This is a genomic window from Vibrio sp. B7 (assembly GCF_963888765.1).
Taxonomy (GTDB): Bacteria; Pseudomonadota; Gammaproteobacteria; order Enterobacterales; family Vibrionaceae; genus Vibrio; species Vibrio anguillarum.
The window spans coordinates 99597-126012 of record NZ_CAWPKR010000002.1; the positions used below are offsets into that span (position 1 = coordinate 99597).

23 protein-coding genes and 1 riboswitch are annotated in these 26416 nt (G+C 47.2%); of the genes, 12 read left to right on the forward strand and 11 right to left on the reverse strand.

What is annotated here, in order from left to right:
- Positions 1-29 precede the first annotated feature (29 nt).
- Positions 30-1991, reverse strand: a complete 1962-nt coding sequence (gene cpdB, locus AACV32_RS01405) for a 2',3'-cyclic-nucleotide 2'-phosphodiesterase (protein WP_017049186.1) — start codon at positions 1989-1991, stop codon at positions 30-32.
- 289 nt (positions 1992-2280) lie between these two features.
- Between cpdB and cobA the strand changes: the two genes are divergently transcribed.
- The 4 genes from cobA (at position 2281) to cysC (ending at position 6303) form a co-directional block, all read left to right on the forward strand.
- Positions 2281-3159 (forward strand): uroporphyrinogen-III C-methyltransferase, encoded by an 879-nt coding sequence (gene cobA / locus AACV32_RS01410; RefSeq protein ID WP_013855941.1) that lies wholly within the window; start codon positions 2281-2283, stop codon positions 3157-3159.
- Between the two features lie 91 nt (positions 3160-3250).
- The gene (gene cysD / locus AACV32_RS01415) at positions 3251-4159 is read left to right on the forward strand and encodes a sulfate adenylyltransferase subunit CysD (RefSeq protein WP_026028412.1); all 909 of its coding nucleotides are present in this window, start codon (positions 3251-3253) and stop codon (positions 4157-4159) included.
- Between the two features lie 17 nt (positions 4160-4176).
- Complete coding sequence (gene cysN, locus AACV32_RS01420) at positions 4177-5607, forward strand: sulfate adenylyltransferase subunit CysN (protein WP_017049184.1); 1431 nt, start codon at positions 4177-4179, stop codon at positions 5605-5607.
- Between the two features lie 78 nt (positions 5608-5685).
- A complete protein-coding gene (cysC, locus tag AACV32_RS01425; RefSeq protein WP_017046725.1) occupies positions 5686-6303 on the forward strand; it encodes an adenylyl-sulfate kinase in 618 nt (205 codons plus the stop codon).
- 42 nt (positions 6304-6345) lie between these two features.
- Here the strand turns inward: cysC and AACV32_RS01430 are convergent, their stop codons facing one another.
- The 8 genes from AACV32_RS01430 to msrA form a co-directional block, all read right to left on the reverse strand.
- Positions 6346-7245: a TIGR03899 family protein gene (locus tag AACV32_RS01430; RefSeq protein ID WP_017049183.1), complete on the reverse strand. Its 900-nt coding sequence runs from the start codon at positions 7243-7245 to the stop codon at positions 6346-6348.
- Positions 7246-7540: 295 nt separating this feature from the next.
- Positions 7541-8041, reverse strand: coding sequence for a DUF3299 domain-containing protein (locus tag AACV32_RS01435; RefSeq protein WP_013855946.1), 501 nt, complete (start codon positions 8039-8041; stop codon positions 7541-7543).
- A 9-nt stretch (positions 8042-8050) separates the two neighbouring features.
- Complete coding sequence (locus AACV32_RS01440; RefSeq protein ID WP_017049181.1) at positions 8051-9310, reverse strand: ABC transporter permease; 1260 nt, start codon at positions 9308-9310, stop codon at positions 8051-8053.
- On the reverse strand, positions 9307-10023 hold the full coding sequence (locus tag AACV32_RS01445) for an ABC transporter ATP-binding protein (protein WP_013855948.1): 717 nt from the start codon (positions 10021-10023) through the stop codon (positions 9307-9309). Before AACV32_RS01445 ends, AACV32_RS01440 begins: the two co-directional genes overlap by 4 nt.
- Before the next feature lie 69 nt (positions 10024-10092).
- Positions 10093-10788 (reverse strand): zinc uptake protein ZrgA, encoded by a 696-nt coding sequence (zrgA, locus tag AACV32_RS01450; RefSeq protein ID WP_170895588.1) that lies wholly within the window; start codon positions 10786-10788, stop codon positions 10093-10095.
- Positions 10789-10869: 81 nt separating this feature from the next.
- Positions 10870-11163, reverse strand: a complete 294-nt coding sequence (locus tag AACV32_RS01455) for a DUF2607 family protein (RefSeq protein ID WP_094127443.1) — start codon at positions 11161-11163, stop codon at positions 10870-10872.
- Positions 11164-11303: 140 nt separating this feature from the next.
- Positions 11304-11855, reverse strand: coding sequence for a YtfJ family protein (locus AACV32_RS01460; RefSeq protein WP_170895589.1), 552 nt, complete (start codon positions 11853-11855; stop codon positions 11304-11306).
- Positions 11856-11969: 114 nt separating this feature from the next.
- Positions 11970-12608 carry a peptide-methionine (S)-S-oxide reductase MsrA gene (gene msrA, locus AACV32_RS01465; protein WP_170895590.1) on the reverse strand — a complete coding sequence of 213 codons (639 nt, stop codon included), beginning with the start codon at positions 12606-12608 and terminating at the stop codon, positions 11970-11972.
- A gap of 167 nt (positions 12609-12775) precedes the next feature.
- On the opposite strand from msrA, the gene tamA reads away from it, so the two are divergent.
- Genes tamA through AACV32_RS01480 form a run of 3 tightly spaced genes read left to right on the forward strand, consistent with a single transcriptional unit; the run spans position 12776 to position 18640 of the window.
- On the forward strand, positions 12776-14488 hold the full coding sequence (tamA, locus tag AACV32_RS01470) for an autotransporter assembly complex protein TamA (RefSeq protein WP_013855954.1): 1713 nt from the start codon (positions 12776-12778) through the stop codon (positions 14486-14488).
- Positions 14485-18282, forward strand: a complete 3798-nt coding sequence (gene tamB / locus AACV32_RS01475) for an autotransporter assembly complex protein TamB (protein ID WP_170895591.1) — start codon at positions 14485-14487, stop codon at positions 18280-18282. Before tamA ends, tamB begins: the two co-directional genes overlap by 4 nt.
- Before the next feature lie 10 nt (positions 18283-18292).
- Positions 18293-18640 carry a gamma-glutamylcyclotransferase family protein gene (locus tag AACV32_RS01480; protein ID WP_170895592.1) on the forward strand — a complete coding sequence of 116 codons (348 nt, stop codon included), beginning with the start codon at positions 18293-18295 and terminating at the stop codon, positions 18638-18640.
- A 234-nt stretch (positions 18641-18874) separates the two neighbouring features.
- On the opposite strand, the gene ppa is transcribed toward AACV32_RS01480, so the two are convergent.
- Both ppa and fbp read right to left on the reverse strand, forming a co-directional pair.
- The gene (gene ppa / locus AACV32_RS01485; protein ID WP_010318803.1) at positions 18875-19402 is read right to left on the reverse strand and encodes an inorganic diphosphatase; all 528 of its coding nucleotides are present in this window, start codon (positions 19400-19402) and stop codon (positions 18875-18877) included.
- A 177-nt stretch (positions 19403-19579) separates the two neighbouring features.
- A complete protein-coding gene (gene fbp, locus AACV32_RS01490) occupies positions 19580-20590 on the reverse strand; it encodes a class 1 fructose-bisphosphatase (RefSeq protein WP_013855958.1) in 1011 nt (336 codons plus the stop codon).
- A 272-nt stretch (positions 20591-20862) separates the two neighbouring features.
- Here fbp and mpl point away from each other — a divergent pair, with 272 nt between their 5' ends.
- The 5 genes from mpl to thiQ all read left to right on the forward strand — a co-directional run bounded on the left by mpl (position 20863) and on the right by thiQ (position 26395).
- Positions 20863-22221, forward strand: coding sequence for a UDP-N-acetylmuramate:L-alanyl-gamma-D-glutamyl-meso-diaminopimelate ligase (gene mpl, locus AACV32_RS01495; RefSeq protein ID WP_047690476.1), 1359 nt, complete (start codon positions 20863-20865; stop codon positions 22219-22221).
- A 29-nt stretch (positions 22222-22250) separates the two neighbouring features.
- A complete protein-coding gene (locus AACV32_RS01500; protein WP_170895593.1) occupies positions 22251-22880 on the forward strand; it encodes a flavin prenyltransferase UbiX in 630 nt (209 codons plus the stop codon).
- A 29-nt stretch (positions 22881-22909) separates the two neighbouring features.
- Positions 22910-23029: riboswitch (TPP riboswitch) on the forward strand.
- 66 nt (positions 23030-23095) lie between these two features.
- Positions 23096-24088 carry a thiamine ABC transporter substrate binding subunit gene (gene thiB / locus AACV32_RS01505; RefSeq protein WP_026028552.1) on the forward strand — a complete coding sequence of 331 codons (993 nt, stop codon included), beginning with the start codon at positions 23096-23098 and terminating at the stop codon, positions 24086-24088.
- A gap of 13 nt (positions 24089-24101) precedes the next feature.
- Entirely contained in the window at positions 24102-25697 is a 1596-nt protein-coding gene (gene thiP / locus AACV32_RS01510; RefSeq protein WP_017049792.1) for a thiamine/thiamine pyrophosphate ABC transporter permease ThiP, read from the forward strand.
- Entirely contained in the window at positions 25691-26395 is a 705-nt protein-coding gene (thiQ, locus tag AACV32_RS01515; protein ID WP_013855963.1) for a thiamine ABC transporter ATP-binding protein, read from the forward strand. Before thiP ends, thiQ begins: the two co-directional genes overlap by 7 nt.
- Positions 26396-26416 lie beyond the last annotated feature (21 nt).

The following is a 26416-nucleotide window of genomic DNA, read 5'->3' on the forward strand; positions in this document are numbered from 1 at the left end:
GGCCTCTTTCAATCGATTTGAGTGGGGGTTTATTGGGTAAGGTCAATCTTGTAAACCGCAAAACCAACCTCATCGTTTTCCACCAAAGTCATTGGGTATTGGCCTTTCTCTTTGATGAACTGTGCTGCTTTCTCGCTTGGAGAGGTTTCAAAACGAATATCTAACGCGGTATTGGTTTTAATCGGAGCAAACGACCAGTTGTTATCAGCACTTGGCGTAACTTGACCTTTTTCTTTACTCACGCGCGAAATGTAGTTGGCGACGGCCGTGCGGTTTTCGTCGGGTGAGTCAAAGGCAACAAATTGTGCGCCCGTGCCTGCAAATTTATTACTATAAGCGCGGTAGTTATTGGTGGCGACAATAAAGGTCTGTTTTACATCGATAGGTTTACCTTGATAAGTTAAGCCTACAATGCGCTCAGCATCTTTATGCGCCACTTTACAATCACCATCGTATTTGGCGGGTTGAGTCACATCGATTTGGTAATTCACCCCATCCATCACATCAAAGTTATACGTGCGGAAATCAGCCCAATTGATCAAGGATTGTGGTTGAGTGCTGTGCGGATCAATCTGATTAAACTGCCCCGCACTGCATTCCAACCATTCCTTCACTTCTTTACCCGTCATTTTCAGCGCGACTAATGTATTAGGGTAAAGATAGAGATCCGCTGCGTTACGAAATGTCAGTTGGCCAGCTTCGACTTCAGTGAAACCGGCAGGATCATCTTTACGGCCACCGACTTTGAAAGGGGCTGCGGCCGATAACACCGGCAAACCATCAAGATCAGGGTCGCCTTGAATAAAGCGTTCCACATAATCTTTTTGTGCAAGGTTAACGATTTGCACGGTTGGGTCATCTTGTACCAAGGCTAAAAAGCTGTACATCACATCATTTGCTTGGCCAATCGGTTGATTCACGAAATCTCGCGTGCCTTTGTGGTCTGACTCTAAGGCTTTCACTATGCCTGTATCGGCTGCTGCCAATGATTTCTTATTGGCTTTATCGAAGATTGGGCGAGCTTGGGATTGACCATTCACGACTGACCATTGGCCATCTTTGCTTTGCAAAGTCAGATCCATCACACCAACATGGCTACCCCAGCGCCCCGGCATGACAGCGGTTACGCCATTAATGGTGCCTTTAGTTACATCTGCTCCTGGCAGTTTGGCAAAATCTTGGCTAGGGAATACCGCGTGAGAGTGACCAAAAGCAATCGCGTCAATGCCTTCTACTTGGGTGAGGTAGTAAACCGAGTTTTCTGCACCAACGGAATATGGGTTAGCTGAGACACCAGAGTGCGGGATTGCCACGATCACATCGGCACCCTCTTTCTTCATCTGCGGGATCAGCTCCTCGGCTGTTTGCTTGATGTCTTTGGCAAACACTTTGCCATCCAGATTTTTCTTATCCCACACCATGATTTGTGGTGGGACAAAACCAATGTAACCCACTTTAATTTGGTGCTCTTTGCCATCGGTATCTTTGAACGTGTGCGTTTTAATGAGATAGGGATTGAAGAGGTGTTTGCCCGTTTGTTGGTCATAGACGTTGGCATTGACATACGGGAATGCGGCGTCGTTAATACTCTCCTTTAAAAAGGACAAACCGTAGTTAAATTCATGGTTACCAATGTTACCCACATCGTAGCCGAGCTGATTCATCGCTTTGTAAACTGGGTGAACCTCACCAACCTTGATGCCTTTGGCGGCCATATAGTCGCCCATTGGGCTACCTTGGAGTAAATCACCGTTATCGACCAAAATGCTGTTTTCGACTTCGCTGCGCGCTTGCTTCACTAACGTCGCCGCACGGGATAAACCAATCTGGTTCGATGGCTTGTCTTTGTAGTAATCGTAATCCATCACATTGGTGTGAATATCGGTCGTTTCGACGATACGCAGTTTAATGGTGTCCGCCATTGCTGGGCCAGCCATTGCTAACATACCGCTCAAAATCGCGATGGAGAGAGGTTTCACTGCCACTTTCATTGTGTACTCCAGTTAGGGGTAGGGAACAAATAACTCGTCTAATGTAACAAAATCTTATGAAACGATGATTTCAATGAATATCAATTTGTGATGTTACGCGTTAACTCACCGGCATTCTGTCGAGAAGATCTCATCATTGATTGGCTTTTAATCAGAGAGATAGTCACTTCTTATTCGGAATTATCCATTCCCTTATCAGCTTTTGATATAAAAAATGAAATTTTAGAATTTCAGGTAATATGAAGAGCCCGCCATAATGCATCCATGAATTAAGTTATGGATAACAACAATGAGTACGACGGAAACCATTTCTCAGTTGCCAATCAAAGGGCCGCGCTTAGTCGCGGTCAACAATGATGCTTTGGCAAGTAGCGCTCCATCGTACGTCAAAAGCCAATTGACCTGCGGTGAAGTGGCTTTGATTGGTGCAGGGCCGGGCGACCCAGAACTGCTGACGCTCAAAGCGTTGAGCTTTCTACAACAAGCTGACGTGGTGTTGTACGACTACCTAGTGTCTGATGAAATTATGGCGCTGGTGCCGAGCGATACCATCTTAGTCTGCGTGGGTAAGCGCGCTGGACACCATAGTGTTCCTCAAGAAAAAACCAATCAATTGCTGATCGATTTTGCGCAGCAAGGTTACAAAGTCGTGCGCATTAAAGGCGGCGATCCGTTTATGTTTGGCCGCGGTGGTGAAGAGTTGGAAGTGCTGTTTGATGCGGGGGTGAAATTTCAGGTGATCCCCGGTATTACAGCGGCGGCAGGCGCAACGGCCTATGCGGGCATTCCACTGACTCATCGCGATTATGCGCAATCCGCTCTGTTTGTCACTGGTCACCTTAAAGCGGAAAACGATGACATGGATTGGTCAACACTGGCACGTGGTAATCAAACCTTAGTCATTTACATGGGCTTGATGAAGTCGAGTTATATCCAGCAGCAGTTGATTGAACATGGACGCCAAGCCAACACACCAATCGCGATTATTGAACGCGGTACTCAGCGTTCGCAAAAAGTCTTCAAAGGGCAGCTCAGTGACTTATCACAACTGGCGGTGCAGGCACAGGCTCCGGCCTTGATTGTGGTGGGCGAAGTGGTGGCGCTGTCGGAAAAACTGCATTGGTTTGGTGAACAACCCGCGCAGCAAAACCAAGTGAATTACGCCTGATTGCAAGGCAAGTCAGTTATTTCCAACTCAATACTCAAACCAATTTCTCATTGCACAAGGCTCGCAATGCGAGCGAAAAGGAAGCATGCAGATGGATCAACAACGCTTAACCCATTTACAACAGCTCGAAGCCGAAAGTATTCATATTTTACGTGAAGTGGCCGCTGAATTTGATAATCCAGTAATGATGTATTCGATTGGTAAAGACTCTTCGGTGATGCTGCATTTAGCGCGCAAGGCTTTTTATCCGGGGAAAATTCCCTTCCCACTACTGCATGTGGACACCGATTGGAAATTTCGTGAAATGATCGAATTTCGTGATCGTATGGCGCACAAGTATGGTTTTGAGCTTTTGGTACACAAAAACCCAGAAGGGATCTCGATGGGGATCAGCCCTTTTGAGCATGGTTCTTCAAAGCATACCGACATCATGAAAACCCAAGGTTTAAAACAAGCGTTGAACCAATATGGTTTTGATGCCGCTTTTGGTGGTGCGCGTCGTGATGAAGAGAAATCACGCGCGAAAGAGCGTGTTTATTCTTTTCGTGACAAGAACCACACGTGGGATCCGAAGAACCAGCGTCCGGAGCTATGGAAAACCTACAACGGCCAAATCAATAAAGGTGAGAGCATTCGTGTTTTCCCATTGTCGAACTGGACTGAATTGGATATTTGGCAATACATCTATTTGGAAAACATCGAGATCGTACCGCTGTATTTATCGGACATTCGCCCAGTTGTCGAACGCGATGGGATGCTGATCATGGTTGATGATGAGCGGATGAAGCTGCAACCTGGAGAAGAAGTACAGCACAAGAGTGTGCGTTTTCGCACGTTAGGTTGTTATCCACTCACTGGCGCAATTGAATCAGAGGCCAATACGCTAACGGGCATCATTGAAGAGATGCTGGTGGCCACTTCCAGTGAACGACAAGGCCGCGCGATCGACCACGATCAATCAGGATCGATGGAATTGAAAAAACGCCAAGGTTATTTCTAAGCCTCTAAGGAAAGATTATGAATAGTGCAGTTCAGGCTCAGCTTTCTGAGATCGGTATTGAAGCTTATCTCACGCAACACCAGCACAAATCGTTACTGAGATTTCTGACTTGTGGCTCAGTTGATGATGGAAAAAGTACCTTGATTGGTCGTTTGCTTCATGACACAAAACAGATTTATGAAGATCAACTGGCCGCCGTCCATTCCGATAGCCAGCGTGTTGGCACGACGGGCGAGCGCCCCGATTTAGCTCTGTTAGTTGATGGCCTGCAAGCGGAACGTGAGCAAGGGATCACCATTGACGTGGCGTATCGCTATTTCTCTACTCAAAAGCGCAAATTCATCATTGCCGATACTCCGGGGCATGAGCAGTACACGCGCAATATGGCGACGGGCGCATCCACTTGCGATCTCGCGGTGATTTTGATCGATGCCCGTAAAGGCATTTTGGATCAAACACGTCGCCACTCATTCATTGCCAATCTGTTAGGTTTGAAGCATTTTGTGGTGGCGGTGAATAAGATGGATTTGGTCGATTACTCACAAGATCGTTTTGAGCAGATCCGTCAAGACTACGTGGAATTTTCAAAGCATCTGCAAGGTGATACTGATATTCAGATCATCCCGCTTTCTGCTCTGGAAGGGGACAACGTGGTCGAAGCAAGTCAACATATGCGTTGGTATCAAGGCCCATCACTGCTGGAGCTGCTTGAAACGGTGGACGTAGATCAGCAAAAAGGAGCTGGTGAGTTTCGTTTTCCAGTGCAGTATGTGAACCGACCGAATCTCGATTTTCGCGGTTTTGCTGGCACGATTGCAGCGGGCAGCATCAGCGTTGGAGATGCAATCACCGCACTTCCGTCCGGAAAAACATCCACCGTGGCACGTATTGTTACTTTCGATGGAGATTTGCCGCAAGCGCAAGCAGGCCAAGCGGTGACGTTAACGCTCAGCGATGAAATTGACATCAGCCGTGGTGATCTTATTGTGCTGCAAGGAGCGCAGGTTGAATCAACTAACCATCTATTAGCCGATGTGGTCTGGATGACAGAACAACCGCTCAAAGCCGGGCGTGAATACAACATCAAAATTGCAGGTAAGAAAACCGTCGGCCAGTTGCAAGCGGTGCGTCACCAGTACGATATTAATAATTTATCGACTTATCACAGTGAAGAGTTGCCGCTCAATGGCATTGGCTTGTGTGAATGGTCGCTAACAGAGTCGATCGCGCTGGATAAATACTTAGACAGTGCCAATACTGGTGGTTTTATCATCATCGATCGCCTGACGAATGTGACGGTGGGAGCGGGCTTAGTTCGAGATAGTTTGCAAAACATCGCTCATGCTCAAAGCGCCCATTCTGCGTTTGAAGTTGAATTGAATGCCTTGATCCGCAAGCACTTTCCACACTGGGAAGCCAAAGATCTTCGTCAGTTACTCAAGGCTTAACTGTGGTGATTCAGTGGGAGGGATTGCCGCTTACAGCGTCCCTCTATTGGCTAGTTTGAGGCAACAAAGGATTGAGTAATGAGTACGAATTTGGCCAATAAAGATGAAAATGTTGTCTGGCATCAGCATACGGTGGATAAGTCGTTCCGCGCCAACTTAAAACAACAACAGCCAGCAGTATTGTGGTTTACGGGGCTGTCAGGGGCGGGAAAATCAACCATTGCTGGTGCGTTGGAACAGCGTTTAGCTCAACTCGGGTATCACACCTATTTACTCGATGGGGATAATGTACGCCACGGCTTGTGCAGCGACCTTGGGTTCTCAGAGCAAGATCGGCGAGAAAATATTCGCCGTATTGGTGAACTCGCGAAGCTGATGGCCGATGCTGGGTTAATCGTGTTATCAGCATTCATTTCACCGCATCGCGCTGAGCGTCAATTAGTGCGCGATATGCTGCCACAAGGTGAATTCATCGAAGTGTTTGTCAATACCAAGTTGGACGTGTGCGAGCAGCGCGACCCGAAGGGGCTGTATAAAAAAGCGCGCGCTGGTGAAATCAGTAATTTTACGGGCATTGACTCTGAGTATGAGTCGCCGCAAAGCCCTGAGATCAATCTTGCAGCTGGCGAAAAAAGCATTGATGAGCTGGTGGAAATTTGCCTAACAGCGCTGCAAGTGCGAGCGATTATTGCCTAATGTAGAAGAGGGCTCATCAGCTTGAGCCCTTTATTTTTGAGGCTAGACAGCGTGATGAAAAGAGCTGCTGGCAACTTCGGTGTGTACAGTGAATTTCTGGCTAAGCACCGCCAACATCTGATCGTAGTACTGCATATTCGGTTTATTACCCAGTAGCTTACACAGCTCATTGCCAGTGGGACTGAAACGGTAATAGAGCAGCCTTACCCCTTTACTCATCGATTGCAGTGACAGATTCTTGCCTTGATAGGTCAACAGCAGTGCCGGTTCAAGTTCAATTTCTCCAGATTCCAGTTCAGTGGCATGCAATAAGCCAAGCTCGATCAGTACCAACAGGCTCGAATAGGGTAATTGGAAACTACCCATATTGATGACAAATGTGTTGATGCGTTTTCCTAAACTAAAAATACCGTTAGTAGCACGAATGCCGACCAACAGCTTGCGGCTGTTATCGCTACCAAAACAGCAGGCTAACGCTGAGGCTTTTTGGAGTATCTGCGCCTCTTTCGGTGTCATGTCTTGTAATACTTGCAGTGCTTTCATTGAGGTTGAACCGGGGTTGGTCACCTCGCGTTTGAGTACTTGCGCCCAAAGTCGCTGCATCGAAGAGTTGTGGATGTCTTGCGCCATATCGAAAAAACGGTGTAACCAATCTTGATCAGGCTCTCCCGCGGTCTCATTTTTACAAGAGACATGCGCCAGTTTGACGATCTGCTCTAGGTTTTTTTGTCGCTGCTCTTTACGTTGCTGTTCTCTAAATAAGGCGCGATCAAGCGATGTTTTTTCTGGCGGATCCGTTTGTAGCAGCGCATCTAAGCCGTGATATTGAGCAATATTCAAAATGCGACTACCACTGTCTTTGATATAGCTCGATTTTTTTTCGTGGCTTTGACCTGAGTTGGCTTGATGTTCAATCACTACAGGGTTGTTGGTATCTGCCATTTTATGTCCGCTTCAATCACCCATTTCATTCATAGATTAAAATGTAACGTGTAACGCATTTTCCATCTAGGAAAAACATTCGTTCTAGATCATAAATTTGCGCTATCCCTAATGATAATAACTTGTTAAAATTGTTATCGGAATTTGTGGGGCGCTTATGAAGTGTTGGAAAGAAAATAGACTGAAAAAGCACCTATCGATTACTTTACTATTGTTGATATATGTCGCTTTGCTAGCGTATTTATCTAAATATATCGTTTAGTTTAGATGAATCAATAGGTTGCCATTTTGTTAACTACATGTCGTCGTATTCTTCGATCGCAGTGCCTTCGATCACATACGCTGTTTCGGCCAGATCGTGGCTAACACTTTCGGTTTTCAGTGTCCCAATCAGATAAATTACATCCCAGAGCTGCTGGATTGGAGCACCTTGCGGATATTTCACATAAATAATTTGGTTTGGTGGCGGTGGCGGCACGTGAATGCATGCGCCAAAGTAGGGCACCAGTAGAAACTCAGTAACGTTATTGGCGTCACCTTCCAGTGGGATCACAAAGCCGGGTATTTTGACCACGCTGCCATTAAGCTCTTTTCTAACTCCGCCGATTTTTGATTGTGCAGCCGTCATTTCGCCATCATGGTTCAATGCTGGCATGCCATCGGCGTTGAATTGGTTACGTTCGTTCTCGGGGATCAGATCGATCCAATCGAGCGTCAGTACTTGTTCATTACTCTGTGCGTACATCGGTAACAAGCCTGATAGCAGCAGCGTGCTGATAAGCAGTAGTTTTTTCATCGTTAAGTCCTAAATTCGAATGGTCATTCCATCGCTAAGTGATTGTCTATAGGCGCGTAGAGCTGGGATAACACCAATAATAATGCCAGCCAGCTGTACATAAGCTAATAATTGCCACTCATAGCTGCTTAAGGTGCTGAGTGTGATTTGAATGCCATAATGCTGCGCAATAAAAGGTTGCGCCAGTGCGAGCAGTGAATATAACCCCGCTAATCCAACGCAGATGCCAATAAAGGTCAGCGTCGTCGCTTCGCTGATAAGCAGAGCAAAAATATGTTTAGGTTGTGCGCCCATGGCGCGCAGAATCGCCATTTCACGGCGTCTTTCCTGCAAGCTTGTCAGTAAGCTGCTGAGCATACCAAGTAACCCTGCCGCCACCACAAATACCGACACCGCCATTAAAGCTTGTTCTGCTATCGACATCATACCCCACAGTTCTTGCAGAGCGACGCCGGGCATAATGGCGCTCAAGGGTTCTTGGCGATAGTTATTGATTTCACGTTGCAGTGCAAAGGTTTGAATTCTCGATTTTAAACCGATCAACATGGCGGTGATCTGCTTGGGTTGAAAGTTGTGTTGTTCAAGCTGCTCTTTGGATGGCGAATTGCCTAAATGCGCACCCGATTCCCAACCCACGTGAATGGCTTCAATTGCTTCTAATGAAACATGTACCGTTTTGTCTACGGGCGTTCCCGTTGGCGCTAAAATGCCCACCACTTTGAAGGGGAGGTTGTCGTGGCGGCTAAAACCCACATCGCTTATCCCATGCGCAATAATGATGTCACTGCCAATATGGTAACCTAAGGTTTCGGCGACATCTGAACCCAATACCGTTTCAAATAAACCATGAAACTCAGTGCCTTGAGAGAAGGTGAGTGGTTGCTTACTTCCATATTTGAAATGCTCGAAATAATGGTGATTGGTGCCCATAACGCGAAACCCTTGGTGTGAGTCACCCAAGGAAATGGGGATCGCCCACTTGACGCTGCGATGCTCACTGAAGGCTTGGTAGCTTTTCCAGTCGATATTATTGGTGGCATTGCCAATTCTAAATACCGAATAGAGCAGCAAGTTGACTTGTCCAGAGCGGCCACCGACGATTAGATCCGTCCCTGAAATGGTGTTGGCAAAGCTCTCTTTGGCTTGAGTTCGAATGCGTTCAACCCCCATTAACAGAATGACTGAAATGGCAACCGTCAGAATGGAGAGTAGCGCTGTGGTTTTGCGGTTAAGTACGCTTTTCCACGCCAGATTGGTAATTACATTCATGCTGTCACTCCTGCCTGATTCAATTGAGGGAGGTAAACTGCGCGGTCAAATAAAGCTTCTAAGGTGGGATCGTGGCTCACAAACACCAGTGTTGAACCTGCCCGATTCGCCTCTTCCAATAGCAGTTCGATAAACGCGAGTCGATTGTCGTGATCCAGCGCCGAGGTTGGCTCATCAGCGATGATCAGCTTGGGTTCGCCAATCAGTGCTCTCGCCGCTGCTACACGCTGCTGCTGGCCAATACTCAGTTCGATAACCGGTTTAGTCAGTAGTTCAGGTGCAAGATGTAGGCGAGTGAGTAACTGTTTTGCTTTCTCAATCAGATCGCCTGCCACATTCTGCTTGCGAGTGCTGGAAAAATGGCAAGGTAGCGTAACGTTTTCAATCACTGAGAGATAAGGCAATAAATTAAATTGTTGGAAAATGTAGCCAATGTGATCGGCTCGAAAACGATCCCGTTGACGAGAAGTTAACGTCGACAGGTTGGTGCCTAAAATAGAGACCTCCCCTCGTTGTGCTTGGTTGATCCCAGTCAGTAAGCTCAGCAAGGTCGATTTGCCACAACCACTTGGCCCTTTAATAAAAAGGTGCTCTCCACGTTTTACACAAAGATCTTGGATAGATAAGGCTGGTTGTGAGCTATTCGGCCAACGAAATTCGACCTCTTTCAATTCAATGACAGACGTCAGCGATAGAATATGCAAATCACTCATTGTGAATTCCTTTAACGACAGTGAACCTAGAGTAAGTATGTGCTTACTCTAGGTTGTTGCTTATACGCCTTAAAACGTAATGCGAGTGCTGTTTGTTTTTAACTCAGAGGCAGATTGTGCTTTGTCTGTCAGTACATTGGCAGAGATAGTTTGGGTATTTGGGAACAAGTTAAACCATTGCGTGTCGAGGTACTGCAATTGCGGCATGTTATCGCAGTGATATTGGTACTGAATCGTGAATTCACCGTGACCACCGTGCTCGCCTTCATCATGCACATCTTTTTTATGGTCATGGTGTGCGTGTTGAGCATCTTTATCTTGATGTTTATCATCATGTTTTTCATGATGGTCGTGGTCGTGGTCGTGGTCGTGGTCGTGGTCGTGGTCGTGGTCGTGGTCGTGGTCGTGGTCGTGGTCGTGGTCGTGGTCGTGGTGCTCACCATTTAACGTATGCGCGATACGACTTTCTTCTAAATGGCACTTGGCCGGAGCGGGCAGTTGGAAAATGCCATCGGCGTGGCTGAACTGCTCAAGGACTTTATTTAAGCGCTGTTGTTGTTCATCATTTTGTGGTGCATGTTCAAAGCCGACTACATCAGCGCCGGGGGCGGTGATTTCAATCAGTAAATCTTGCCCATCTTGAGCAATATTGAACTCGACGTGGCCATGTACATGGGCCTCATGTTGGCGAAACTCTTCATTTGCCAGTGCTGGCGTGCTTAAAATTAGGCCGATAGAGAGAGCGAGTTTACGTTGGATAAACATTGGGTGATTCCTTTTAAACATCAAAATAGCCCTTAGCGCGTTGGCTTTGGGTAACAAATCATAAATAACTAGATAAGACGTCTAAAAGTGAGGAGGCGAGCGAGCAAGATAAGCGTAATGAACTGAGGGGCGACGCTGAGTTTTTTCTACTGATGATCGAATTTCGCTGCCACTAATGACAGGAAGGATAGGCAGCGCACTGCTTAGACCATTTTGAAAGCCAGAAAAAAGTTGGCAATGATGCTGCGCGTGATGTGCAGGATTAGTATCGAGGTGATGATCTACATAAGCGACATTCAACCATAGCATCAGTAGCATGGCACATAATGCAATGCTTTGAGCTTGGTAATGGGGGCAACGTAGACGGGTAAACATCAAACCAATACAGTAGTAAAATGATAATTGTTATAATATAACAATATTGTGAGAATAAAGCGTACTCTTATTTTTATAAAAGCACCTTTCACCACGATATGTTTAGCAAAGGCAGCCGTGTTATCGGCCACCTAAGGTTATTATAAATTCTGTTTGATCAAGCCTAAAACCGTTTGAATTTCCTCATCACTCAATGCACCTTCTTTAACAAACAGTACGTTACCTTGCTTGTCTTGAACGATGATCGCTGATGATTCCTCTTTTAAATCCCACGCTTTGGCTACATTTCCCGCTTCATCTAGCACCATGGAAGACCACGGAAACTCTTTCTTGCTGTCTTGAGCGGAAGATTTGACAAACGATCCTGTGCCCCAAATCGCATCATCTTGGTTGATGATCGAGGTGGTTTGATAACTTTCTGCGGGAAATTGTGCGGCCGTAATGGCGGCCATCAATGGTGCATTTAACGCTTTAGCACTGCTGCGACCAGCAATGGCTTGAATGACGCGCACTTTGCCTAGCAGTTGGCTGGTATCCCAAGTTTGAAAGGCCGTTTTATCATCTTGTAGGATGATTTCACCATATTTTTCCACTGAAACATCAGCAACTTGCTGACCTTGGGTAATGTTGTGTGCCATGGCAAGCGCTGGACAGCAGGCCATTAGAATGGCGATCACTCGTTTATTTTTCATTGTAGGGGTCCCTTTTAGTTGAGCAACAAAGGTATAGCATAGAATCAATAAAACCACGAAAAGAGGCCATGAAGCGGCTAACAAAATGCTAACAAAGCCTCAATTATACACGCTTTATTCGCTGAGCTGGGGCGGGAAGCAGATGCCTGTTCCTCCTAACCCACAATAACCATTCGGATTTTTAGCTAAATATTGTTGATGATAGCTTTCGGCGTAGTAGTAAGGACCAGCGGGTGCAATTTCGGTGGTAATTAAGGCTCGTTGACTGGCTGACAACGCCTGCTGGTATCGCTGCTTTGAGGCTTGTGCTATTTGCTGTTGTTGTTCTGAATAGGTATAGATGGCGGAGCGATACTGAGTGCCTTTATCGTTACCTTGACGCATGCCTTGGGTCGGATCGTGCTTTTCCCAAAAATGACTTAATAGCTTTTCTAATGGCAAGCGCAGTGGATCAAAGATTACGCGTACCACTTCAGTATGGCCAGTTTCACCACTGCATACTTCTTCGTAAGTTGGGTTTGGGGTAAAGCCGCCGGCATAGCCTACTGAAGTCGACACCACACCATCGAGTTGCCAAAATAAGCGTTCAGCGCCCCAAAAACAGCCCATACCAATCACTATTTGTTGCTGATGCTCATTAGGCTGCTCAGTGATGTTGCTGTGGTTAACGTAATGAATTTCCTCCACTGACATAGGGGTTTCTCGTCCTTTCAGTGCTGTTTGTGCGCTGACCATTGTTTGTTTATTGAGCATGAGCTTTCCTTTTGTGTACCGATTTTTGGCTTTATTTATTGTTGTTGAGCCACTGTTTCACATTCAGCCCGAATAATTGACTGATTTCATACAGACGGAGCTTGCTATTGGCGGTATGATTTCCATCTATTAACGATCTGTTTACTCAACTGTTCCTTTAATTAAGCATGAGACGAAAATCATTACCAGTTCTATTCACGATGCTACTTATTTCCACTTCGGCGTACGCCAAGGTGGCGTTAACCATTAATGGTTTAGAGGGTGAATTAGAAAACAACGTTGAAGCCTATTTATCGTCGATTCCAGAGAGCGACTATTCAACGCATCTTCGTTTTCAATCTCGTTTAGAGAAAAGCATGACGGAAGCGCTTGTCGCGCTGGGTTACTACCATCCTCAATTTGAGTTTGTGGTGGTGAGCGATGAGCAAGAGCTGATGGTCAATATCAATCCTGGACCGCTAACAACCATTAAAGAGATGGATGTGGTGATCAGCGGGGAAGCTGAATCTGATGCTGATTTTGCCAATCTCATTAACCGCAATGCCCTTAAAGTGGGCGCGGCCGTTAATCATGGCCAGTACGATGCTTTGAAATCGGGTATCCGTAACTTAGCGTTGCAAAAAGGTTATTTTAACGGGAATTTTGAATTAAGCCGTCTGGAAGTTGCGCCAGAGTTGAATGAAGCTTTCGTACGCCTTCATTTTAACAGTGGTATTCGTTACCATTTTGGTCCCTCGCTCATTACTGGCAGCCAAATTGAAGATCAGCGAGTTCGCTCACTTCAGCCCTATAAAACCAATGATCCTTACCTTGTTTCCAAGGTAGGGGAATATAACCAAAACTTATCCAATACCGATTGGTTTTCCTCTGTTTTTGTTGAACCCGATCTTAGCCAACTGGAGAACGGTCGCGAACTGCCGATGAAGGTTTCCCTTGCACCGCAAGCTCGAAATCAGCTTGAAACCGGTTTAGGTTACTCAACGGATGTGGGAGTGCGTGGTTCATTCAAGTGGAAGAAACCTTGGGTTAACAGCCTCGGCCACAGTTTTGATAGCAGTTTCTCCCTTTCTGCCCCAGAGCAGACTATTACCGCCGGCTACAAAATACCGCTAGAAGATGTGCGGCGTGAATATTATCGAATTCAGTATGGAATGAAGAATGTCGATAACCGTGATACGAAGAGTTTGGAGTCTAACTTATCGTTTGAACGCCACTGGCTGCGTGATGGTGGTTGGCATCGAACCCTATTCGTTCGTTATTTGATAGAAAACTACGAACAAGGTTTGCAAAGCGATGTCGGCCAGTTTGTATTACCGGGAGCGACCTATTCTCGTACGCGTGTTCGTGGTGGTTCAATGCCGATGTGGGGCGATAAACAGAGCATCACACTTGAGTATGGCGATCCTAATTTCGTCTCTGAAACGCGTGTGGTGCGGTTGTTGGCGGGCACTGCTTGGATACGCAGCGCTGGGCAAAACCACCGTGGTTTATTGCGTTTAGACGGCGGCGCAAACTTCAGTGAAGAGTTTGACAAACTCTCGCCTTCTCTGCGCTTCTTTGCTGGTGGCGATAACAATTTACGAGGGTATAGCTATCAATCTATCTCACCTAAAGATGCCAGCGGCGCACTGACTGGGGCCAAATACATCGCCACCAGTTCGTTGGAGTATCAATATCGCTTGGTTGGAAATTGGTGGGGCGCACTGTTTGTCGATTATGGCGATGCCTTTAATGACTCGCCGGATTGGAAAACTGGTGTGGGGGCTGGGATTCGCTGGGCTTCTCCGGTTGGACCGATCCGCTTAGATTTTGCATGGGGGCTTGACGCTAATCCCGGCGATGAATTTCAGCTGCATTTCACCTTGGGGCCTGAACTATGACCAAAGTGATGTTGAAGATAACCAAATGGGCATCGGCGATTTTATTCACCTTGTTGGGCGCGGTATTTATTGCACTCGCAGCCTTGTTGTTTACCAATACAGGGCTTAACGGTCTGTTGTGGGGAGCACAAAAAGCACTGCCACAACTGCAGGTTGCCAGCGCTCAAGGTGCAATTTTTCCACGTTTCACGCTCAACCAAGTCACCTTTTCCGATGAAGCATTAAAGCTCGATCTCGATGTGCAGCGCGTGACATTAGCCATAAGTGCTAGCTGCTTATTGGAGCCTTCAATTTGCTTAAATGAACTTGCGATCAGTGGATTAAGGCTGGCACTGCCAGAGCTTCCTCCTTCGACGCAAGGTGAGTCTTCGTCTGCCTCTGATCCCATTACGTCAATCTCTACACCGGTGCCAATTAAGGTTGGCCGTGTGGAGCTCAATGATATTCAGCTGGATATTTTGGGTAATACGCTGGCATGGAAGCAATTTTCTACTCATGCCTCATTTCAAGGTAATCGCTTACGAATTGGCAAAACCAGTTGGAGCGATATTCAACTGAAGCTTGCGACCAATGAAGATGTCGATTCAGCCTCAAGCGCACAATCCAAATCCACTCCATCCACAACCGTATCATCGACGGCGGCACCTGCGGTGAAAACGCCCATCACCTTGCCAGAGGTGATCATTCCGCTGCAATTGGAAGTGGAGCGTTTTGATATCAATCAGTTTACTCTTCAGCAAGCTGAGCCTTTGGTTGTCAAGCATCTTGGTTTGGTCGCCAATGCTTATCAGAGCAGTGTTTCATTAAAATCACTTGAGCTTGAGCTGCCACAATTGATTGCTAACCTAAAAGCTGATGCGCAGTTGAAGGGAGACTATCCGCTCAATCTCTCTTTAAAAAGCACGCTCAAAATGGCCGAAGCTCAGGGGCAAACACTGGCACTAGAGGCTTCGGGTAGCTTGGGTGATTTAACGCTCAACGCGAAACTGGGCGGGCTTGCGCAAGCAAACTTAAATGCGCAATTGGCGCTACTGCAACCTGAGATCCCGTTTGATATTTCGTTGGATGATGTTCAAGCACAGTGGCCATTGATTGGGCAAGGAGACTATTTTGTTCGCGTGCCGAGTTTAAAAACTCAAGGCTCACTCGACGGATATAGCGTGGCGCTCAATGGCCAACTGCAAGGTAAAGATCTGCCCGATGTGACGCTGGATGTTGCTGGTAAAGGCACTTTACAGCAAATCAACTTAGATTCTTTGCTCATCGATACCTTAGGGGGGCAAATTGCTGGCCAAGTGATGGCCAACTGGCAAGCCCCAATTCACTGGCAAGCGGCGCTGAATTTAGAGCAGATTCAGCCGGGATTACAGTGGCCGCAAGCCGAAGGCGTGATCAGCGGTAAGCTCGAAACTACGGGTGAGCTGACCGAGCAGGGCGGTTGGAACGTTGCGCTACCTATTTTGGATATTGAGGGTGTGTTGCGTGGCTACCCACTGAATATTGAAGGTCAATTAAACGCATCAGATATGACAGGGAAAGGCGCTTTTACTGTGTCGACCAGCGGCTTAACGTTAGCCCATGGACCCAACCAGATTACGGCCAAAGGTGAGCTGGATAAAGAGTGGCGTATGGGCTTATCGGTTGATTTTACGGATCTGGTGAAAAGTGTTCCTGATTTGCACGGCAAAGTGATTGGCGATATTTATCTGCGTGGTGATTTGCAGCAGCCACAAATCAAGCTGCGCCTCAATGCAAATGATCTTGCTTGGCAGCAACAAGCGACCTTAAAGCAGGTGACTTTAACTGGTGATGTTACGCCACTTCCTGTGCCACAAGCCGAAGTGAAATTGCAGGCGAGCCAGTTGGGCTACCAGCAGCAGTTAGTTGATAGTGTGGACTTGCGTTTTTCAGGTACGCAGGCGCAGCATCAACTGAGCTTAGACGTCATTTCAAATCTGATTTCAACCAGCTTGGCGATCAGCGGATCTTTTGAAGATAAGCCGACGATGCAGTGGCAAGGTGCGCTGGAACGAGTACAACTGTCCACAGAACAAGGGCCGTGGCTATTAAACCAAGCGACACCTGTTGCGGTTAATATCGAGAAACAACAAGCCACGATTGCCGCGCATTGTTGGCAGCAAGAGGGAGCATCGCTCTGCTTAGATAAAGACGCGACTGTGGGGCAAAGTGGTGCGGCCGAGCTCTCTCTCAATCATTTTGATTTTCAGCAAATCGCAATGTTTTTACCGCAAGAGACTCAACTTAAAGGCCAAGCCGATGTCAGTCTCACAGCTCAATGGGCGCCCAATGCCGCGCCTCAAGCGAAAGTGTCACTCAGCTTAAGCCAAGGTGCAGTCACGCAGCACATCGACCAAGCCATTACTTTAGGTTGGGATAGCGTCACTATTGAAAGTACGCTTGAACAGAACAAGCTGTTTGCTCGTTGGCTAGTGGATGTGACCGATAATGGCGATCTGTCGGGGCAAATCACCATTGCGGATCTAATGGCAAAAGAAAAAATGATGGATGGCGCATTAACGCTTTCCACTTTTAATATTGATTTTCTACAGCCGCTGCTTGGGGATTATAGCCAAGCGAAATCGAAGATTAGCAGTCAACTTGCCTTCAGTGGGCCGATGTTGCACCCGAAAGTGATGGGCAGCGTGGTGGTGGATGACATTGTCGTCAAAGGCGATATTTCGCCGCTTGATGTTACCTCGGGCCGAGTGGCGATGGACTTTAATGGTTACCAAGCCTTGCTCAATGCAGCGATTCAAACTGCGGATGGCGAGTTGAGTATCAAGGGGGATGCCGACTGGCAGAAAATGGAGCAGTGGCGTGCCAACCTGCGCGTGTTGGCCGATGAGCTATTGGTGGATCTGCCGCCTATCGTCAAGATTAAAGTTATCCCAGATATGAGCATCACACTAGAACCTCAACTGGCCACTGTGACAGGGAATATTAACCTGCCTTGGGGACGTATCGTGGTAGAAGAGTTGCCTCCGAGCGCGATTGGTGTCTCCAAAGATCAAGTGATATTGGACGCTGCTTTACAGCCTGTGAGCGAGCAAAGCGTCATGCCATTTAACGTTGAAACGAATGTAAACATCTCGATTGGTGATGATTTCCGGCTCAGTGCCTTTGGTTTGCAAGGCGGCTTGATTGGCCGCCTCAATGTGGCGCAAAAGGATAAAGGCCCTTTTATTACTGGAGAAGTAAATATCCAAAATGGTTCGTATCGATCCTTTGGACAAGATTTGCTGATCCAAGAAGGCAAAATTTTAATGAATGGACCGGTTGATCAACCTTATGTTTCGATTAAAGCGGTGCGCAACCCAGATAACACACAAGATGGCGTGATTGCAGGGGTAAAAGTGACCGGCTCTGCCGATGAACCCGCAGTCTCCATTTTTTCAGAACCCGCGATGCCACAAGCCAATGCACTTTCTTACCTACTTCGTGGTCAGAATATTGATGGCGAGGCGGGTGGCAATGCGATGACCACTGCACTGATTGGTTTGAGCTTGGCACAAAGCGGTAAGGTGGTGGGCGAAATTGGTCAAGCCTTCGGCGTGCAAGATCTGCAATTGGATACGGCTGGTTCCGGTGATGATTCACAAGTGACGGTAAGCGGCTATATTTTACCGGGGCTACAAGTGAAATATGGTGTTGGTATTTTCAGCTCGGTGGGCGAATTTACCGTGCGTTACCGCTTGATGAGGGATTTGTACGTTGAAGCGGTATCCGGCTTAGATAGCGCGGTGGATCTTTTGTATCAGTTTGAATTTAACTAGGGACAGTTATATGCAACATCTGGTTTTTGTCTACGGCACATTACGCCGTGGTGAAAGTAATGCGCATCTACTCGAAAAAAGCGAAATGTTAAGATCGTTCTACACGCCGGCTGACTACGCGCTGTATGATCTAGGTCCATATCCTGGCTTGGCTCAGGGACAGCAATCGATAGTCGGTGAGGTATATCGAGTGGATGAGCAGACACTAGCAAAACTCGATCTTTTAGAAGATATTCCCATCGAATATCGCCGTGAAACGATCGAAACCCCATTTGGCCGTGCGTGGATTTATCTCTATCAAGATCACAGCCGTCTTACTGCTGTGATTAATTCTGGAGACTGGTGCCAACGGGTTTAACGAACGGCGTTGAAAATGGAAATAAAAAAGCCACACCGCATATTAGCAGGATGTGGCTTTTTATTTATAACGACACTTATCCCCTTCCTACTTGAAGCTGCAGCGGTGTTGGCTACGTTCGTTCACCCCAATCACACAGTTTGCCTATGCTCATGGGGACTCACTCACTTGCCGCCTACCTGCAACTCCAAGTTGTTTGGGTATATAACTATCGTGACTGTTTAATGATGGTGACTACTTTTGAGCACGTTCAAATGAAGTCAGGATTTCAGCTCGCGCGGCAGCGGCATCTTCCCATCCATCGACTTTGACCCATTTGCCCGCTTCAAGCTCTTTATAGCGTTCAAAGAACTGTGTAATTTGCGCCTTCAGTAGTGCTGGCAGGTCATTTACGTCTTGAATGTGGTCGTACTCTTTGGTGAGCTTGGAGTGAGGAACCGCCACCACTTTGGCATCTTCACCAGACTCATCGGTCATCTTCAATACGCCAACTGGGCGGCAGCGAATCACCGAGCCTGGCATGAGCGGATAAGGCGTGGGCACCAACACATCGACAGGATCGCCATCGAGCGATAAGGTGTGATTCACATAACCGTAGTTGCATGGGTAGAACATAGGTGAAGACATGAAACGGTCCACAAATACCGCGCCAGATTCTTTGTCGACTTCGTATTTGATTGGGTCGGCGTTGGCTGGAATTTCAATCACCACGTAAATATCATCAGGCAGTGATTTTCCTGCCGGAACGTTGTTTAAGCTCATTTAGCATTTCCTTTTTCGTCGCTGGACTTGAATTGTTTTGGGTTGATTAACAGAACGTAAACGCTTGTGTTGCAACTTTAGCGGTAAATAGGAAACGGTGTAAACCGTAAAAAGAGAGTCTTGCCTCATATTTATCGATAAAAAAAGCGCCTAGAGTTAGGCGCTCATTGAGCTGATTTAATCGCGATTGAGTTCCAAGAACTCTTCCAATTTATGGACCATATTTTTTGAACCGCAGAAGAATGGCACACGTTGATGCAGTTCTGTCGGCTTAATATCCAACACGCGATTGACACCGTCAGAAGCAATACCGCCTGCTTGTTCAATCAAAAACGCCATAGGATTGCATTCATACAATAGACGCAGCTTGCCGTTTGGATGGCTTTGCGTGCTTGGGTATAGATAGATCCCACCTTTGAGCAGGTTACGGTGAAAATCCGCCACTAGCGAACCAATGTAACGTGAGGTGTAAGGGCGATTATCTTCAGGCACATTCTCTTGGCAGTATTTAATGTATTTTTTGACGCCAGTTGGGAAGCGGATGTAGTTACCTTCATTGATGGAGTAAATTTTACCATCATCGAAGGTCATCATATTGGGGTGTGAAAGATAGAAGGTGCCGAGTGACGGATCATAAGTAAAGCCATTCACGCCGTTGCCAGTGGTATACACCAACATGGTTGAAGAGCCGTAAATAACATAACCAGCCGCAACCTGTTTATTACCGGGTTGTAAGAAGTCTTCTTGTGTTGGTGGCGTGCCGACTGGCGATACGCGGCGATAAATAGAAAAAATCGTGCCGACAGAGACATTGACATCGATGTTGGATGAGCCGTCCAGCGGGTCCATCAACACCACGTATTTTGCGTTTTTGTTGAGCTCTTTGCTAAACGCAACCGCTTCATCTTCTTCTTCACTGGCGACACCACACACTTGATCGCGCGCTTCAAGCGCCGCTTTAAATTTTTCGTTGGCGTAGACATCGAGTTTTTGTTGTTCTTCGCCTTGAATATTATCCGTACCAACTGCACCGGTAATATCAGCAAGGCCTGCTTTGTTGATTTCTCTATTAACAATCTTTGCAGCAAGACGAATAGAGGACAACAGAGATGAAAGATCACCGCTTGCGTGGGGGAAGTCATGTTGTTTCTCAACAATAAACTCGCCAAGAGTGCGAATCTCAGACATGTTATTTCCTTAACATAGCTATATAGGGGGGAGTGATTGTTTCACAACGCATCCTCTTGTTGGGATGTCGGCCGAAACGAGTGACCCATTTGATAACGTTTGGGTAACACTGCGATTTTAGGGCTTAGATCTTTTTAATGGTAATGAAGTAACAGATTGAGATCTCAATTTGTTTGTCGACTTTTTAGAAGTTGCAAACATGCTCGCTTTTCTTAAATGGATGGTGATAATGGAGGCAATCACTCACAACGCCATGTGCGAGGCTAGGATTTATGCATATTCACATTCTTGGGATTTGCGGTACGTTTATGGGCGGTGTTGCCGTTTTAGCGCGGCAATTAGGTCATAAAGTTACCGGCAGCGACGCCAACGTTTACCCACCGATGAGTACGTTATTGGAGTCTCAAGGGATCGAGATTATCGAAGGTTTTGACCCTGCTCAATTAGAGCCCAAGCCTGATTTGGTGGTGATTGGCAACGCCATGAGTCGCGGCAATCCGTGTGTTGAATATGTGCTGAACCACAACTTGCGTTACACCTCTGGCCCGCAATGGTTGCAAGAGTTCCTGTTGCATGACCGCTGGGTTCTTGCGGTGGCTGGTACACACGGTAAAACCACCACGTCGAGCATGTTGGCGTGGATCTTAGAAGATTGCGGTTACCAACCGGGCTTTTTGGTGGGAGGCGTACTTGGCAACTTTGGCATTTCTGCGCGTTTGGGCGAAAGCATGTTTTTTGTGGTTGAAGCCGATGAATATGACAGTGCTTTTTTCGATAAGCGTTCTAAGTTTGTCCATTATCATCCACGCACTTTAGTGTTGAATAATTTAGAGTTTGATCATGCGGACATTTTTGACGATCTTGAAGCGATTAAGCGCCAATTTCATCATCTAGTGCGTACTGTTCCGGGCAATGGTCGTATTTTTGCTCCGCAAAAAGAGCGCGCATTAGCGGATGTTCTCGCACGTGGCTGCTGGAGCGAAACCGAGTTTACCGGCGAGCAAGTGCAGTGGAAAGCTGAAAAAATCACGCGTGATGGTTCGCAATTTGATGTGTTCTTTGACAATGAACGCGTGGGGCGCGTGACTTGGGATTTGGTTGGCGATCATAATGTCGATAACGCCTTAATGGCGATTGGCGCGGCGCGTCACGTGGGGGTCACACCAGATTTAGCCTGTCAAGCTTTGGGCAAATTTATCAATACCAAACGTCGTTTAGAGCTCAAAGGCGAAGTGAACGGTATTACGTTGTATGACGATTTTGCTCATCATCCAACGGCCATTGAACTTACTTTGGGTGGTTTACGTAACAAGGTAGGCGATCAGAAAATTATCGCGGTTTTAGAGCCTCGTTCGGCTACGATGAAGTTGGGCGTACATAAGCAAACTTTAGCGGCGTCATTACAGCAAGCCGATTCAGTTTATCTCTATCAGCCTAACAATCTTGCTTGGTCGGTGCAGGATGTAGCTGATCAATGCTCACAACCAGCGCAAGTGAATGATGATATTGATGCTTTCGTCGCGCAAATTGCGCAGGAAGCCCAGCCGGGCGATCACATTTTGGTGATGAGCAATGGTGGCTTTGAAGGTATTCATAACAAGCTCCTACTTGCATTAAATCAAGCCATGTAATGCCAGCGACACAAACGAAATAGAGAGTTATGACAACACAACAGAAAGACATCACTTTAGCCTTTACTGGCGCTTCAGGTGCTCCTTACGGACTTCGTCTGTTGGAGTGTTTATTGGCTGCAGATTACCGAGTGTATCTGCTGATCTCTTCGGCCGCGCGCGTTGTGCTTGCAACCGAGCACGGTTTGAAGTTGCCCAGTGGGACTGAAGCAGCCAAAGCAGCGTTGGTGGAACATTTACACTGCGATGCCTCACAGCTTGTCGTGTGCGGCAAAGAAGAGTGGTTCTCTCCAGTGGCTTCGGGCTCTGCTGCGCCAAAACAGATGGTGGTGTGCCCATGTTCGGCAGGTAGCGTTGCGGCGATTGCCCATGGCATGTCCGATAATTTGATCGAACGTGCTGCCGATGTAGTGATGAAAGAGCGTGGCCAACTGGTGTTAGTGGTGCGCGAAACTCCGTTTTCCACCTTACATTTAGAAAACATGCTCAAGTTGTCGCAAATGGGCGTCACCATTATGCCCGCAGCCCCCGGTTTTTATCATCAGCCGCAGTCAATTGAAGACTTGGTCGATTTTATGGTGGCGCGTATTTTGGACCATTTAGGCGTTGAACAAGGGCTTGTGCCACGTTGGGGATATGACTCACGCCCAACGGTGTAGCTTATTGCGTTAATTCCAATTACAATCCACCTCACTCAACGGGGAGCAAATCATTCATCTCAATGAATGCTGCTGAGATCAAGCGTGAGCTTGGGACCCGTAAACCTGAACCAGATAATGCTGGCGTAGGAATTGGGTTAGGATCTCAGAATAGGAATAATGGAATATTCTCATCCTCCTCAAGCCTGTGCCGCTCAACCAAGGAGAGCGACCAGTTGAACACCACTCTTAATACCATTGCACTTGCCACCATCACCTCTTTTTCAGTGCATGCCGCTGACAATATCCTTACCGTTTATACCTATGACTCGTTCGCATCAGAATGGGGCCCGGGACCGGCGATTGAAAAAGCATTCGAAGCACAATGCGCTTGCGATCTTCAGTTTGTGGCACTCGATGATGGGGTATCGATCCTAAACCGTTTGCGTCTTGAAGGTAATAACAGTAAAGCAGACATCGTACTCGGTTTAGATAACAACTTAATGGCCGAGGCCAAACAGACTGGCTTATTGGCAGATCATAATGTCGAGACGGGCCAAGTCACGCTACCCGGTGGTTGGAGTGATGAAACATTTGTTCCTTATGATTACGGCTATTTTGCCTTTGTTTACAATAAAGAGAAATTAGCAAACCCACCGAAAAGCTTAAAAGAGTTGGTAGAAAAGCGAGATGATCTTAAAGTGATTTATCAAGATCCGCGTACTTCAACACCCGGTCAAGGCTTACTGCTGTGGATGAAATCTGTCTATGGTGAGAAAGCCAATTTGGCATGGCAACAGCTCGCCAATAAGACGGTGACAGTCACCAAAGGTTGGTCAGAAGCCTATGCGATGTTTTTAAAAGGTGAGTCCGATCTGGTGCTCTCTTACACTACCTCTCCAGCCTATCATTTGATTGCGGAAAATGACGCTAAGTACGCGGCTGCCGATTTTGCCGAAGGACACTACATGCAAGTGGAAGTGGCTGCGAAAGTAAAACACAGTGATAACGGCAAATTGGCCGATGAGTTCATGCACTTTATTTTAAGTGATCAATTTCAGTCGGTGATGCCAACCGGAAACTGGATGTATCCTGTGACGTCTGTCGCGCTACCGAAAGGTTTTGAAACGCTGGCTGTGCCACCAAAGGCGCTTACCTTTAGCGCACAAGAGGTGTCTGAGATGCGTAAAGCGTGGATCCGTGAGTGGCAAACCGCCTTAACGTTTTAAGGTGCGATAAAGTTTGAATGCTATTCCTAAAATAGGCATTGGGGTTGCGATGCTTGTCGCGACCTTTGTCATCAGTGCGTTGGTGGCGTTACTGTTACAAGCACCCAGCTTAAATGTGATGCACGTATGGCAAGACCCGTATTATCGCCATGTTACTCAATTTAGTTTTTACCAAGCCAGCTTGTCGATGCTGCTCAGTGTTGGTTTCGCGGTTCCTGTTGCTCACGCACTTTACCGTCGTCGATTTTGCGGACGTGCGCTGCTGATCAAATTGTTTGCAACGACCTTAGTGCTTCCGGTGCTGGTGGGCGTATTTGGTTTGTTGGCCATTTATGGTAATAGCGGTCTGCTCGCCTCGCTGCTCGCGTGGTTTGATAGCAAACTGCCGTTTTCCATTTACGGATTAAACGGTATTTTACTGGCGCATCTGTTTTTTAATCTCCCGTATGCCAGCCGTTTATTGCTGCAAGCGTTAGAGTCGATCCCGGCTGAACAACATAAGTTATGCGCGCATCTTGGCATGAGTCATTGGCACAAATTTCGTTGGGTTGAATGGCCGCGTTTGCGTCAGCAGCTTCCTCATGTCTGTGGTTTGGTGTTCATGCTCTGTTTTACCAGTTTTGCCACTGTGATGGCACTTGGCGGCGGGCCTAAATCAACCACGATTGAGCTGGCGATTTATCAGGCGATCAAATTTGATTTTGATTTACAAGCCGGCGCGCTGCTTGCGCTGTGGCAGATGCTGTTATGCGGGCTGTTGTCTCTATCCATTTCACGCTTAGCGAAGCCGTTAGCCATCACCACAGGGCGTCAAGCGAGTGATTATGTGGTTAGTCGAGACAATCGAAAAGCGCAATGTTGGGACGGCGTATGGATCTTCCTTGCGTTGCTGTTAGTACTTCCGCCGCTGGTGATGGTCATCTTGAGCGGTTTAAATTCGCAGCTTTTTCACGTCTTGAGTGATGAGCAATTCTGGCGTGCGCTTTGGGCTTCACTGCAAGTGGCGTTATTGGCAAGCGTGGTTGCTGTTTCGGCTGGGGTTGCCATACTGATCACGACTCGCGCTTGGCGCCTGCAGCAGCACAACCGTAAGGCGGACCAACTAGAGTTGATTGGCGCGATTATTTTGGTCACGCCAGGGCTTGTTATCAGCACCGGGCTTTTTCTGTTGCTGCGTATCTGGACCGATGCATTTAGCCTAGCGTATTGGGTGGTTTTTTTCGTCAATGGCTTAATGGCATTGCCGTATGTGTTGAAAACATTGGCGCAACCTATGCTGCATATCGCGCAGCAATATCAATGGTTATGTGCCAGCCTTGGCATTAAAGGGTGGCAGCGTTTGCAAGTGATTGAGCTGCGTGCGTTGCGTAAACCCTTAGCGCATGCCTTTGCGATCAGCTTTTTGCTCTCAATGGGGGATTTAAGTGCGATTGCTCTATTTGGTAGCCAAGAGTTTAGAACCTTACCGCTTTACCTGTTCCAACTGCTGGGCAGTTACCAAATGCAAGCGGCGGCGGTGGTTTCTCTTACGCTGTTGTTACTCAGTGTGGGTTGTTTTGCCCTCATTGAGCGGTTATTTCACTCATATTCAAAGGTAAAGCAATGTTAGAACTCAAGGCCGTACACTATGAGTATCAACAGGAGTGGTTTGAATTTTCGCTCTCTGTACCGCGAGGGGCGATTCTCTCTTTGATGGGGCCAAGTGGCGCGGGCAAGTCAACTTTACTGAGCTTAGTTGCGGGCTTTATTGCACCGAAAAGCGGCGATATCCAAGTGCAAGGGCAATCCTTACTTGGGCAGGAGCCACACTTGCGTCCTTTTTCGATGCTGTTTCAAGAGCACAATCTTTTTGCCCATCTCACTGTGCGTGAAAATATTAGCCTTGGGTTACATCCGGGGCTGAAATTAACCACTTCGCAAAAGGCGTTAGTGGAGTGCGCCGCGCAGCAAGTGGGTTTGGCTGCGCTACTTGATCGCTTGCCTGAGCAGCTCTCAGGGGGGCAGCGTCAACGAGTTGCTCTGGCGCGCTGTTTTGTACAACCACATCCTATCTGGCTGCTGGATGAGCCCTTTTCCGCCTTGGATCCGCTGCTCAGAGAAGAGATGCTGCTTTTGGTTAAGCAGTTAGCCGCAGAAAGAGAGATCACTGTAGTGATGGTGACGCACCACATCAGTGATGCCAAAGCGATTGCGAGCCATTTTGCGTTTATGGCTCAAGGACATGTGTTAGTGAGTGATCGCATTGAGGCACTTTCTGCGCAACACGCAGACGCGCAGCTCAGTGATTTTGTGCGTGCAGGGGAATAAAAAAAACCTCACACGTTTAGG